Here is a 13,036-nt window from a genome sequence, read left to right as displayed (position 1 = left end):
CGGCCGAGCACTCCCTGCGTGCGGACGCAGCTGTCAGTCCGACACGAAGCGCCTCTCGGTGCAGCCCCTCCGACGGCGATTCGTGTCGACCGTGGGACACCAACACGTAGTCGAGTACGACACCCGCCTCGGCGGCCCGACGGAGAACGAAACGTTGCGCTTCAGTTGGACGCGCCTCTCGCATAGGCCGATTCTGACGCGAGGTGTATCGCCGCGAGTGCGGATAATGCCGGTGCTCCACCGAGTGACGTGGCCGCGGATCTGGTGCGCCTGTAGGCGATCAGAACGGCAGTTGCACGAACGCTGCGGCAATGGCCGTGACAACGGAGGTCGCAACCACGGCGCAGAACGACACGGCCGAGCGCGTCACACGGGACCAGCTACGTGTCCGGTTGCACCAGATCCAGCTACCGACTCCACCGACGAGCGGCAGGAGCGCCATCGCCACCGCCACGAGTCCCAGGGGAGGGTGCGCAGCCTCACGGATACCTCGGAAGGCGCTGTCTGCAACCCAGAGCCAGTACGCCGACACCGGAATCGACAAGTAGAAGGTGGCGGCCACGGATGCGATCAGGGCCGCCCAGCGGAGGGCGGCGGCCACGGCCCTGCGGTGACCGCACTCGAACACGAACGACGCCGCCATGAGCGGGAGGGTACCGAAACATCGGTCGACCTTGGTCAGTCGCACAGCGGCGTGCGATCGAATGGGTGGTGAGTAATGCCGGCACTGCGTCGTGGTGCGCAGCGGCCCACGCGTGCGGGGCCTACTCCACCTTGCAGATCGCACGAGGTGACGAGTCGGACTCGTTCGGTTCGTCGCGGGCGCCGTTGAGGCACCCTGCGACGGCGGTCGTGTTGGCTCCGGCGTATAGGGACGAACTGCTGGCCTGTGCGGCGCTGAACTGGACAACGGTGGGCTCGAAGTGATCGCTGACCCACCTCAAGACCCGTCCTGATCGGTCGAGGGCAAGCAGCGGTTGACCGGGCGACGACTCGGCAATGTCAGCGATGGTCGCGGCGTCAACCGTTGGGGTCGCCCATCCCCGCCCGGCGTCGTAGGTCACGACCAGCACGCCGGCACCGTCGACCACACGGACCTGCTGGTCGCCGCAGGTGAAGGTGCCGGCGGTCGACACGTTGTAGGCCGGCGAGGTGGAGATGAGCGTCCCAGCGGGCCACGACGACGCTTGGTAGGTGACCGTTGCTGTCGGTCCCGAGTCGTCGCCCGGTATCGCAGCGAAGACCTGGAGGTCGTCGCTGATCACGCACCCGACGCCGACGATCTCCGGGTGCTTCTCCGGCCCGCCCAAGTCGAGGCGGGTGGTGATGGTGGCGCCGGGAACGGCGAACCAGGCTCGGTCTGAGGCCACGCCAATGACCGCGACGCTGTCAGAGTCCTGCACCGCTCCGGGCTGCTCCAGCAGTGTCGTCGACTCGAGCACCTTGCCATTCGGTGCCACCCACAGCGCTTGGTACCGGCGCACCTCGCAGTCGTCGGAGGTGCAGCCGCCGGGTCGCTGCTGGTGCACGCCTGTGATCAACAACCGGCCGCTAACGCCCTGCACCCGCGACCGAGCCCTCGACCGGAACAGCTCCGATCGAGTCGATCGTCCCGTCCTGCGCGATGCGATTGAGCACCGTCTCACCGTCGCCGTCGGACACGAAGAAGCCGGCCTCACCCACCACAGCGATCGGACCAGCCGGGACCGCCGCCGTCGGTCGCTCCGGCTCGCCGTCAGACGCCGTCGAGTCCACACACCCCGCAGTCAGGCCCAGCACCCCGACGGCGGCAAGCGACATCCACCGCCTCCGACACGCCACGCGTGACACCCGCCGTCCCGACCTCTCCATGCAGGTCACGGTAGCCAGCACGGGCCGCAGGCCCGCCGAGCGTCGCGTAGTGCCGGCTACCGGTAGGGCCCGATCGCGCGCGGCGGTACCGTGATTGGGATGGATCTGCTCCCGACTTGGGACTTCGTCGGCGTCGTAGCCGATGACGGCGCATGGATCTTCGTGGTGTCGCTCCTATTGGCGTGCTCCTACCTGGCCTCTCTCGGCTGGCTGGTGTGGGCGGCGCTCAACGGTGGGTGGAATCGCTGGTGTTATGCCGCGGCCGCCTCGGCTGTTCTTCGCTTGGAGTTCGCGAACGGGATGTTCGTGCCGCTTCCGCAGTTGTTCGTCGCGTGTGCCCTCTGGTCTAGGTGGCGGCACCAGCGCCACGCGCCAGCCGCGAGGGTCCCGGAACCCGCTGAAGCCGGCTGAACCCGGGCCTCGAACGCGGCCCCGCCACGGCCTGCTGGCCCTGCTGATCCTTCACCGTCCGGATCGACGTCGGTCAAGAAGTGCCGGCTGCGCCCTCACCGCGCTGCGCCCCACCGGACGCTTTCCGCGACAGCCTCTGATCGCCCGCGGCGGGCACCGACGGGAACCGGGCCGACGCCTTCGTCGTCGAACCAGGCAACCTGGATGCTGCGCCCGAGGAAGGGGACCCCATGGAACGTCGAACCTGCCGGCCTCGCAAGGCGGGGTCGCGTCGCCGTCGCTCGCGACGCGGTCGCGCAGCGTTGCTTGCGGCCCTGATGATCGTGACCGCCGTTGCATGCTCCGATGATGCCCAGAACATCCTGGCCGACAGCCCGGAACCCACCGAAGTCGAGACGACGGCCACCACCACGACGTCGATCCCTGACTACCCACAGAATCCCGGCGACATCCTCTCCCTGTCGAACACCGGAGTCGTCGATTACATCTACTACTACGACGACTACACGCAGCTGCGCGACTACAGCGACACGGTGGTGCTCGCCACCCTCGCCGGCCACCACCGCCTTGCCGCACCAACGCCAGACGGCCTCCTTCCGGGTCATCTGCAACTGGACTTCGCCGTCGACGAAGTGATCGGCGGCCTGAGCGCACCGCCGAGCGACACGGTGGCGGTCGTCGTCCAGTTGGACGGCACGCCCAGCACGCAAGACCGGGTGTACGAGCGGCTGACCGCCATGGAGGGCGAAGCGCAGTACCTGCTCTTCCTCGACCGAGCCACTCCGGTGGATGACAACGCTGACCTTTACGTGGCCAAGTTCAACGGACCCGAAGGGATCCTGGCGATCTGGCCTGGCGACGGCCGCCTGTCGCCCATCAACCCGTCCGACGACCTGTTCGAAGCTGCCAAACGGCGAGGCGAGCAGCTCACCGGCACCACGAGCCCGCCATTCGACCCCCGCGTCCCCCGCTTCATCGGTGAGCCGCCCATTGGCATGACCGTCGATCAGTTGCTCACCAAGTTCGCCCGACCAGTCGGCACGACCGAGAAGCCGCCGCCCCTCGGATGGGAGCGGTACAAGCAACTCCAGACAGAGGCTAGAGACCAGGGTTTCACCACCGGGCCGTAGCCGGGAAGTAGTGAAGCTCCTCTATGTCGTCAAGGCGTTGGTGAGGAGTGGGTAGACCTCGCGGGCGACGTAGCGCTTGAGGCATCGGATGATCTCGAGGTTGGAGAGGGTTTCCGGCGCGTCTGCGGGTGACGTAGGCCCGGGTGCGGGGGTCGCGTCCCATCCGGTTGATGATGATGGTGAACAGCGCGGCGTTCGCTTCCCGGTTCCCAGCCCGTGAGAGTCGGTGACGGGTGACCATGCCGCTGGAGGCTTCCATCGGTGCCGCGGCGCAGAGCTTGGCGAACGATGCCTCGGACCGCATCCGTTCAGGGTTGTCGCCCGCGGCGACGAGGAGCGCGCCGGCGGCGTCGACACCGATGTTGGGTCGGGCCAACAGCTCGGGAGCGGTGTCGTCGATCAGGGTGCGCAGGAGCGCGTTGAGGTCCTTGGCCTCGGCTCGCAGCGTCTCGGCTCGCCGTCCGAGGGAGCGCATCGCGTACTTCAGTGCGCCGATTTCGGTGGTCGGATCCGCGACCCGGAACCGGGCGACGGCCTGGGAGACACCGATGGCGGTGAGCCCTTTGAGCTGGTCACGGACCTCTGGCGGTGCGGTGACGATGAGTGCTCGGAGCGCGTTGATGGCCCGGACCCGTTCGCGGACGATGGAGCGGCGGGCGATGCGCAGCACTCGGATCTTCTCGACGTTGCCGTCTCGGGTCTTCGCCGCCGTTGACGCCTCACCTGACAGAGCGGCGCGTGCGGTGGAGACAGCGTCGGTGGTGTCGGACTTGCCGGCCCGGCGGCGGCGTTGCCGGTTCGGGCGATCCACCTCGATCACGGTGACACCGGCGTCGTGGAGGTGACGGGTGAGGCCGGCGCCGTAGGTGCCGGTGCCTTCCACGCCGACCAGGCCGACGTCACCGAAGGCTTCGAGCCAATCGAGCAGGTTGCGGTAGCCGCTGGTGGTGGCGTCGAACTCGGCGGTGCCCAACAGGGCGCCGCGTTCATCGAGTGCGGCGGCGACATGGACGTCGCGGTGGGTGTCGACACCGCCGGTGATCCGCGCCCGGGTTTCTGTCATCGTGGTCATGCCCTTCGTCTCCTTGGTAGGTGGGGAGGGCACGCACCTGCCGGGACGGCGGACAAGACAGCGACGGGGCTTCTCACCAAGCTCCTCTGAGGTCACGATCGCCCGACCGGTGGGTGCACCAGCAGGGCTCGCAGGCGTCGGCCGACAGTTCACTATGAGGACAGCCCGAACACGGACGTCAGCCGGAATCTCGGGTCAGACCGACCCTGCGAGCCCCACCGGCATCATCGACCACCAACACGATCGATGACCCACCCCGACTATCGCTGCCGGCTCATCGCCGCCACATCCGCTCGGGCACTGATCGATGGGCGATGTTCGACGCCTGAACACCGAGCGCCGCTCAACAAAAGTCCTCTCTCGAGCCGCGCATTTCGGTCATCCCGCTGCCACACTGTCCCCCGACCGGACCGACCGGCCGAACAACGGGAGAGAACCCTGTGAATATTCGTCGTCCCTTCGCGGCCGTGGGCCTGCTGGGGTTGGGACTGCTCGTCGCGGTCGGCTGCCAGCCGAACCCACCGGCGCCGACGGTTCGTGGCTACAAGTTCGAGATCGTTCGCGGCGGGCCGTTTGTCGTCGGCCAGGACGCCAACGGCGACCCCATCGCGCTGACCGACACGCCGCCCGAGATCGATGTGCTCGCGGCGGAGGACGGCTGCGAGCCGCTCGCCATCGCTGCCGACGTCGAGCTGGTCAAGCATCCGTATATGGACGAGGCCGGCACCGCGTACGACGCATGGTTCCTCAACGGCGGCGTCGTCCAGGCCATCGTGCCCGGCGACCCTAAGTGCCTGCCGGACCCCGACGGCCTCAGCTACATCCTCGCCGGCTACGCCGACACCGCAGCCGACAACGGCCCGGTCGACGGCCAAGCCGTCGGCCTCGCCCTCGACGAGCGGACCGGCGACACGTCGTTCACACCGCTGTTCAAGCTGGTCAAGTAATCACGACGTGCCGGTTCCTCCACGGAGCAGGCCGGCGATCCACAAGTCGAATCGGGGGGTCTCGGGCGGTCATCCGTCGAGACCCCCCGACTCGCGTCAGCGAGCCTTCCGCCGCCTAGTCACGGTCGTGATCCGTCTCCCGGATCGGCCGAACCGTGCCGCGACACGGCGGATGGCAGCGCACGACCGCGCTCTTCCGTGACTACGGGGCGCCGATCGTCCTCGATCGGTCGGCCGCAGAGGGCATGGAGCAACTCGGCCACGCCGCGCTTGTCAGTCCCAGCCGACCACCGCAGTCGCCTGCATGATCGACGTGCCGGTGCCGAGTCCGAGCTGGCCGTCCCAGTTCCCACCCCAGCACTGGATGCCGCCCGAGCCAGTGATCACGCAGCGGTGCGCCCAGTCCTCCGCAATCGAGCGGCCGTCGGTGATGCCCGGCACCTCAATCGGCACTCCAGAGTGGACGTCAGCCTGGCCGGGGACGAGCTGACCCATGAAGTTCGTCCCCCAACACCGCAGGGTTCCGTCGTCCAGCACCGCGCAGGTCGTGTCAGACCCGGTGCTGACGTAGACGACCCCGTCCAGTCCGGCCACTTTCACGGGAACGTGGGAGTCGACCTTCGTGCCGGTCCCGAGCTGCTCGCGGAAGTTGTCACCCCAGCACGACACCGTGCCGTCTGCGTGTCGGACGCATGCGTGGCCGTCCGAGGCGGCAATCTGCACCGCATCGCCGATGTTCGTCACCTGCACCGGTGTGATCCGCTGCGTCGTCGTGTTGTCGCCCAGCTGGCCGGCGGAGTTGTCGCCCCAGCACCATACGGACCGGTCACCGGCCAAGGCGCACACGAAACCCCCGGCGACCGCCACCTGGGTGATCCCGGACAGGTTGCGCACCTGGACCGGCGTCGTGCTCGAGCGCCGCAGCCCGTCGCCGAGTTGGCCGGAGGTGCCCCTGCCCCAGCAGGAGACGACGCCTCCGATACGCAGAGTGCACGTCGTGTCGCCGCCCGCATCGACCGCGACAGCGTCGGAGATCCCGAGCACCGCCACGGGCACCGCCGAACGCGAGCTCGTGCTGTCGACACCAATGCCGAGCTGACCAGCGCCGTTGTAGCCCCAGCAGGACACGATGCCGTTCTCACGGGTCGAGCATGTGTGCCACGTTCCGGCCGACACGTCGGTGGCGTCGGACAGGCCCGCGACGACGCCCGGCCGCTGGCTCTCGGGCGTGGCGTACAAGGTGCCGTTGCCGACCTGACCTGAGTTGTTCTTCCCCCAGCAGCGGACACCGCCGCCGTCGACGCGAGCGCACGTGTGGTCGTTGCCGATGGCCACGGCCGTGACCGCGGCGATACCCGGTACCGGCACTGGTCGGGGCTCCTCACCCGTGTCGCCGATCCCGATCTGCCCGACCGAGTTGTCGCCCCAGCAGCTCACGCCGCCGTCGACGCGGTGGACGCAGGCGGACATCGTCCCGCTCGCGATCGAGTCGGCGTCGCCGACGCCCGTCACGGTGACCGGGATCGTCGAGGACACGTCGGTGCGGTTCCCGAGCTGGCCGCGGGAGTTGCTGCCCCAGCACCGAGCGCCGCCCTCAGCGAGCACCACGCAGGTCTGGTCGCGCCCGGCGGCCGCAGCGACGGCGCCGCTGATTCCGGGCACGTCGACGGGTGCGGCTCGGGACTGCGTGGTTCCGTCACCGAGGCGGCCGTGCTGGTTGCTCCCCCAGCACGACAAGGTGGTGCGTGCCGTGACGGCGCACGTCTGGCCGCCGGCACCAACGGCCAAAGCTCGGGCATCGCTGATGCCGGGGATCAGGCGCGGAGACAGGACGCGGGTCGCGTTGTCAGGTCCCAGCTGGTAGGTGCCGCCGGATCCCCAGCAGGACACTCCGCCGCCAGCGTGGACGACACACGTGGCCCGTCCGCCGGCGGCGATTGCCACGGCGTCGGTGATGCCGGGGACCGGGGTGGGGCGGCTCGCGTTCGTAGTGCTGCCCGTGCCGAGCTGACCGCTGAAGTTCGATCCCCAGCACCGCACGGTCCCGTCTGCGATCGCTGCGCAGGAGTGGACCTCGCCTGCTGCGATCGACGTCACGCCCGCGAGCCCGGCGACGTCGACCGGCACGCTCGAGTCGGCGCCTCCGGTCCCGAGCGCACCGTCGCCGTTGTAGCCCCAGCACCGCACGGTGGCGCGCGAGGTCAGCTCACAGGCGTGTGACCCGCCAACTGCAACGTCGGTCGCATCGGAGGGGCCCGGCACAGCGCGAGGCACGAAGGTCTGCAGCGGTGAAGTGCGCGAGAGCTGCTCTCCCCAGCACCAGACGCCTCCGTCCCGCACTGCGCACGCGTGGTCGCCGGCGCTCGACACGCCCACGGAGCGCGAGCTATCCAACGAAACCCGCACCTCGAACTGGCCCTCTGTTGTGTTCGCTGCAGGATCGATCGCTGCGCAGTCCACAGTGGAGGTGCCCACCGGGAACCAGTCTCCCGACTCCGGGGTGCATCTCATCCGTACCGGGCTGCCATCCGTGTCGACAGCGTGGGCGTCGTAGATGACGGTGCGGCCCGACGGATCGGCCGTCGTCAGCCACATGCCGCTCGGCAGGATCAGCCTCGGCGGGTCGACGTCAGGCTCGGGCGGAGGAGCGCTGGCCGGCGGCGAGCACCCGGCCACGACCACCACAACGGCCACGGCCACCGCCCAACCCGCAACTCGTTGCATCCCGCTCTCCCTCCACGTCCGAAGCTCAGGCTACGGGCGGACCGTGCAAAGCCGACGGACCCGGCCTTTACGACGCTGGTTCGTCGGGCGCCGCATGAGCGGTCGGCGGGAGGCGCTTGAGGGCCCGAGCTCGGTCGGCGCGCGCATCGAGAACATAGGGCGGTGATGTACCCCTGCAGGTCTCCGCGCCGATGTCCGACGAACAGACACGAACAACCTGGTCCGCGCAACTGGTAGGTAATGCCGGCTGGGCACCGATCCGCCGGAAGCCTTCTCCGGCTGATGCCCTACGCCGCTGCGACGAACGACCACAGGCAGTGGTCGCACCGTTCTTGCGTCAACCGACGCAGTCAGTAGCACTCCCACAGGATGTAGGGGTCCTTGCCGTAGCCGTAGAAGATGTAGATGTAATTCAGGTTCTGCGCGCCGGTCGTCCCACCGGCGGCCGCCGCGCACAGCGGCCCCACGATGCTCCAGTCGACCGGGCCCTCGACCCAGGTGTGGTGCTGCGTGATGGTCCCCGTGCAAGACCCGTCTCGCGACGAGTAGTACATCGCGTTGTCGTGGGTGTTCTTCGGCCCGTACAGCACGTCGTCTGCGTTCACGTTGCCGATCGCGTGGTAGCAGCCGTAGGGGACCGGGCCCCCGTCGGGAGGTGGGGCGCACGCGGCGAGCAGCCCCGCCGCCAGACCGACCACGGCCACGACTGCCGCCCTCCGTGTTCGGCGGCGCCAGCGGGCGCGCGGGGTCAGTGGGGTGGCCGGGTCGGTCTGGAGCATGGGGCTTCCTCTCCCAAGGCGCTGCGGGTGCAGTCCCGCTCACGTTGACCCGCGGCTGTCAACAGGCGGTCAACTCCGAACCCAAGACAAGTACGAGTCGCGTTCACGACAGCGGCGACCGGGTTCTCGGGTTCGTAGAGATCCAGAAGCGGGAGGTAGTGCCGGATCGATTCCGCTTGCTTGAACGAGCGCCGGCGGGACATCGGCACAGTTCCGGCGGTAGGGAGAGTTATCGTGCTGAGTGCCATCGCCCAAACGCGTCACCAGACCCAGCGGGTGGCCTTCTCGGCGAACTCTTCCTCGCGCTCGATCATGCCGAGCGCCTTGCGCGGGCTGACCCTGAAAGCCGCGTGCCCGACGAAGAACTCGATCGACTCGGCCACCTTCGCCGGGTCGCCGCTCTCGTCGTACTTCTCGGCCCACGCCCGGGCGACGTCGGGCGGCGGGGCCAGTTCGGCAGCCACGCCCTCGACGGAGACGAACTCAACGGTGTCGTGGGTGGTGACCACCGCATGCGGGTTGGCGCGGAGGTTGCGCGCTTTGAGAGCGCTCGCGGCACACGAGAACCAGAACGTGTCGTCGGTGTGCCACAAGCCCCACACCGGCGTGGAGTGCGGGCGACCCGCCGGGTCGACCGTGACGACCCAGTAGTTGCGGTTGGCCGCCAGCCGCTCGCGGGCCCACTCGAACGGGAGCGCACCGGCCAGGTCGACGGGCACGCCGTAGTCGGACATCGCCGGGCGCTGAACGTCGGGCATGCCGCCGTTATAGCCGTCTGCGGCCGTGGCGAGCGTGGGCCCTGCCACGCTGTCGGCACGGGGTCCTCGGGATGGGGTGCGCTCACCTCGATGCCGTGTCGACTCCGGCGTGGCGTCGGAGCGGTATGCCTGACTGAGAGGCGACAGTCATCGGCGAAGATCACGGCAGACCCTGGATGCGAACCCACGCAAGACGAGGTCACGCCGTCCTCTGTCGACGGTGAGAAGTGCCGATTCTTGTCGTTGCGACGTCCGGAGGGTCGCACTCCCGAACGCTCACGGCTCGACTGGATCGGCCGCCCGTCGCGTCTCCCTGACCCGCACCACGATGGTGATCAGGTCGATGGCTCTCCCGTGACTGATGCCCACTCCCCGCCCGGCGGCACGCAACGCCGGTGGTAGAGGCGCTCGACCTCGACCATCGAGGTGCGACCGAACACCGTGAGCATCTCCACGCCTAGCAGGGGCACAGGATCGTCGACGGCAGTGACGACCTCTCCGCATCGCCCGCACTTGGGTCGTCGGTCCGGTTCCACGATCGCCATCGTAGGAATCCGCGCGCTGCCGAGACAGGTGCCGCCCACGCACGCCTACTCCTCGCCTCCGTCCTCCCACTGCTGGACCAGCTTCTGCCTCAAGAGCTCGACCTGGACGCTGAGTGCGCCGAGCAGCTCTTCGAGGTTCAACGGCTCCGACGTCCTGAACGACCAGGCCACGTCACCGTCCTCGTCGAGGCTCTTGACCAGGACGAATGCCTGCAGGGGCGTCCACCCCTCGTCGAGCCTGTGGAGCTTGAAGCCTGGGAGGACTTGCTCGATCGGCACTCGTTCGTCGTCACCCATGGAATCAGGATGACCGAGGGCGACGAGTCGTGCTCAGCACTTGCGAGCTCGTGGCCCCTCGCTTGGCTGATCGGAACACGGCGAGTGCTCGTCCCGATGTGGCACTCCGTGATCACATGTGGGTTCGTCTCTCGGTGGGGGTGGGTACGCCCAACGTGTCTGCCTTGGACGGGCGGTCCGACCCACAAGTCCTGGGAGCAATGGTGCTCCCAGGCAGGGCGGCGGATCCCGCAGATGCCGACACAGCTTCCCGACCCCCTCCCCAGTACGGCGTGACCACTGGATGCTGGTGTGGTACTCGGGAGGCACCGGTCGTGCAGGCCGGGTCCATCACCGGCGCCAGCGCCCGAAACGCGGCAGAACCCCTGCGATGCAGGGGTTCTGGACCGTCGGGCTGGGGAGATTCGAACTCCCGACCTCTTGACCCCCAGGTCTGCCGATTCGCCGTCATGGGCGCTCATCCCGCGTCATATGTGCGTTCTCGCAAGCCGTGGTGGCCGTTGACGCCGCCTGATTGCCGGATCCGTGGCACGTTTCGTGGCACGGGCTGCCCTTGGGTGCATGCGCCATGCGCATTCATGCCTAGATGCCTATACGAGCCCGCGCCCCCTACCCTCCCGACACACCGATCAGGGGAGGAAGCACATGACATACGCAGACGATGCGCTGATGGAGGACGTCAGCGCCCCGCGCCGAATCGCCGCCTTGGCGTGGGCCAAGGCGGGCCAGATGCGGAGCGAGCTCGAGGGGCCTGAGCGCCGCATGGGGCGCCGGCTTTCTCGACGAAGCCAAGTTCGACCGGGCGCTCGGTGTGCTTGTAGAGCAGATGGCCGCCTTGGACGAAGCCGTGCGCATGCTGGAACACGAGGTCAGCCGCGATCTGAACTAGGCCGGTGCTAGTCCCAATCGTGGTCCTTTTCGCCGATCGCTGCTTTAGGAGGTCAGCCGTCTTCTGAGTCCTCGTCGGGCGCTGAGGTGAACAGGTCCGGGTCGACAGACACGAGCGTGTATTGCCGGCTGGCTCGCCCGCTCACCGGATGAGTAGTCACTTCCACCTCGAGGACGGCCGTGACCCATCTGTTGAAGTAGCGGGCGAGCTGCCCCGGCATCTCGGGTTCGGCGGGCGCCACGGAGATGGTCCGACCATCGCGCAACCGCAACGCCAGAGGATTCACACTGCTAACGGTTACGAGTTCGCCTTCGAGAATCTGAATCTCCGCCGAAGAACGAGTCTCGGTGATTACGTCCATGATGACGTTGGCCTCGTTCGCTCCGAGCCGGCCCTTGACAGTGGCTCCGCTCGTGGCCTTCCAAGCGATCTCTAGGTTCAATCCGGCGGTTGTCGGGAACGCGGCCAGTCTGCGGAGCTGGGTTGAGACTCGCGGACCGAGGTTGACCAACGAGTTACCGAGGGCCACCCGGGATTCACCCGGACCCTCGCCGCTTGCTGCAAGCAGGTTCACCAGTTGCTCTACGGCCGCGTCTGCCTCGGTTGGCAGGCTGGCAGTGACCCCGGGAATTTGCGCCGCCTCGTCCGACCGGCCAGGTCCGACTAGATCAAAAACCACCGAGCCCGGACGCGGGATTGGAACGAAGAATAGGTCTGTCAGGTCTCGAATAGCCGCGGGAACGAATCCACTGAGGTTGCGCTTGCCGCGCCTAGCCATAGCGATCGCCGAGATCAGCTCCTGCAACGTTGTCAATGCTGGCGCCGCAACTCGTACGGGAGCAGCGTTTTGAACGACGGCGTCCCCCGTCATTCGCACCTTTGCAACAGAGTGTGCGTCCGTCGGGTCGAAGTGGTCCCACGTTCCGCCGAGAGTGGTGCTCGCACTAAGACCGAGGGCCTCAATCGACGAGCGGTTGATCGCGACCGCGCTCAAGTCTTCGCCGGGATCAGGTTCACCGAGCCAGTCGTACAGATCATCGATGGCTTCATCATCCGGCGAGCTCACAGCGCGACCTCCAGATAGCCACGACGCGGGACGGCATCGTGCTCAACCGGGTCGGACCCCTTCGGCCCGCTCCGCTCGCGTTGCCACCAGTCGTCCCATAAGCCGCGCTTGCTGAAGTAGTCGGCCTCATCCGCATCCAGACTTCCCCACGGCATGGCAACCAGGCGAGTGACAAACGTGAAGCAGTCGACGCGCAAACCCTTGTGATGACGAAGTGCAGAAACACTTCCCTGGCGGGCTGACAATCGCTTCACCTTGCCTTGCTTCGTGGCCGAAAGCGTGTCGTAGACCTTTCCGTCAAGCAGATACGTTACGTCGATGTCGTCAGGGTCGACCTTGGGCGAGATGAATGACCCGCCCAACCAGGCGTGCGTGGCGAGGCCGGGCGCAATCCGCTCGAACAGTTGAGTGACGGATTCGAAGTGGGACCAGATCTCCACCCTCGTGGTGCTGAGACTCGCCCAAGCCGAGTCTACGAAGACGGACCGAACATCGGTGAGCGGGCACCTGTACCGCCCCGGCGGTGGCATCTGGCCTACCTCGACCGCGCTACGCACGGCGTCGAGA

General features: G+C 67.7%; 13 protein-coding genes and 1 pseudogene. 3 read left to right on the top strand and 11 right to left on the bottom strand.

The genetic code is table 11. From position 1 onward, the window contains the following. Positions 1-280 precede the first annotated feature (280 nt). The 3 genes from LH044_RS01885 to LH044_RS01875 form a co-directional block, all read right to left on the bottom strand. On the bottom strand, positions 281-643 hold the full coding sequence (locus LH044_RS01885; protein WP_227758101.1) for a hypothetical protein: 363 nt from the start codon (positions 641-643) through the stop codon (positions 281-283). A 121-nt stretch (positions 644-764) separates the two neighbouring features. Then, positions 765-1,529: a hypothetical protein gene (locus LH044_RS01880; RefSeq protein WP_227758100.1), complete on the bottom strand. Its 765-nt coding sequence runs from the start codon at positions 1,527-1,529 to the stop codon at positions 765-767. A 22-nt stretch (positions 1,530-1,551) separates the two neighbouring features. Next, positions 1,552-1,800, bottom strand: coding sequence for a hypothetical protein (locus LH044_RS01875; RefSeq protein ID WP_227758099.1), 249 nt, complete (start codon positions 1,798-1,800; stop codon positions 1,552-1,554). 150 nt (positions 1,801-1,950) lie between these two features. Between LH044_RS01875 and LH044_RS01870 the strand changes: the two genes are divergently transcribed. Together LH044_RS01870 and LH044_RS01865 are read left to right on the top strand one after the other, a co-directional pair. Then, on the top strand, positions 1,951-2,262 hold the full coding sequence (locus LH044_RS01870; protein WP_227758098.1) for a hypothetical protein: 312 nt from the start codon (positions 1,951-1,953) through the stop codon (positions 2,260-2,262). 317 nt (positions 2,263-2,579) lie between these two features. Next, entirely contained in the window at positions 2,580-3,392 is an 813-nt protein-coding gene (locus tag LH044_RS01865) for a hypothetical protein (protein ID WP_227758097.1), read from the top strand. A 21-nt stretch (positions 3,393-3,413) separates the two neighbouring features. On the opposite strand, the pseudogene LH044_RS01860 reads toward LH044_RS01865, so the two are convergent. Beyond that, positions 3,414-4,464 (bottom strand): annotated as a pseudogene (locus LH044_RS01860) (IS110 family RNA-guided transposase). A gap of 467 nt (positions 4,465-4,931) precedes the next feature. Between LH044_RS01860 and LH044_RS01855 the strand changes: the two are divergent. Beyond that, a complete protein-coding gene (locus LH044_RS01855; protein WP_227758095.1) occupies positions 4,932-5,411 on the top strand; it encodes a hypothetical protein in 480 nt (159 codons plus the stop codon). 273 nt (positions 5,412-5,684) lie between these two features. On the opposite strand, the gene LH044_RS01850 is transcribed toward LH044_RS01855, so the two are convergent. From LH044_RS01850 to LH044_RS01820, 7 genes are all read right to left on the bottom strand, one after another. Continuing rightward, positions 5,685-8,105, bottom strand: a complete 2,421-nt coding sequence (locus LH044_RS01850) for an RCC1 domain-containing protein (RefSeq protein WP_227758094.1) — start codon at positions 8,103-8,105, stop codon at positions 5,685-5,687. A 380-nt stretch (positions 8,106-8,485) separates the two neighbouring features. Continuing rightward, positions 8,486-8,839: a hypothetical protein gene (locus LH044_RS01845; protein WP_227758093.1), complete on the bottom strand. Its 354-nt coding sequence runs from the start codon at positions 8,837-8,839 to the stop codon at positions 8,486-8,488. Positions 8,840-9,174: 335 nt separating this feature from the next. Next, entirely contained in the window at positions 9,175-9,720 is a 546-nt protein-coding gene (locus LH044_RS01840; RefSeq protein ID WP_227758092.1) for a pyridoxamine 5'-phosphate oxidase family protein, read from the bottom strand. A gap of 287 nt (positions 9,721-10,007) precedes the next feature. Beyond that, a complete protein-coding gene (locus LH044_RS01835; protein ID WP_227758091.1) occupies positions 10,008-10,217 on the bottom strand; it encodes a hypothetical protein in 210 nt (69 codons plus the stop codon). A gap of 45 nt (positions 10,218-10,262) precedes the next feature. Beyond that, positions 10,263-10,514 (bottom strand): hypothetical protein, encoded by a 252-nt coding sequence (locus tag LH044_RS01830; protein WP_227758090.1) that lies wholly within the window; start codon positions 10,512-10,514, stop codon positions 10,263-10,265. 941 nt (positions 10,515-11,455) lie between these two features. Further along, positions 11,456-12,469, bottom strand: coding sequence for a hypothetical protein (locus tag LH044_RS01825; protein ID WP_227758089.1), 1,014 nt, complete (start codon positions 12,467-12,469; stop codon positions 11,456-11,458). Continuing rightward, positions 12,466-12,999, bottom strand: coding sequence for a DUF6932 family protein (locus tag LH044_RS01820; protein WP_374210577.1), 534 nt, complete (start codon positions 12,997-12,999; stop codon positions 12,466-12,468). The genes LH044_RS01825 and LH044_RS01820 overlap by 4 nt, the downstream gene beginning before the upstream one ends. Positions 13,000-13,036: the final 37 nt, after the last annotated feature.

The organism is Dermatobacter hominis (genome assembly GCF_020715685.1).
Taxonomy (GTDB): Bacteria; Actinomycetota; Acidimicrobiia; order Acidimicrobiales; family Microtrichaceae; genus Dermatobacter; species Dermatobacter hominis.
The sequence above is the reverse complement of the archived record's forward strand: the minus strand, read 5'-3'. Positions and strand labels throughout refer to the sequence as shown.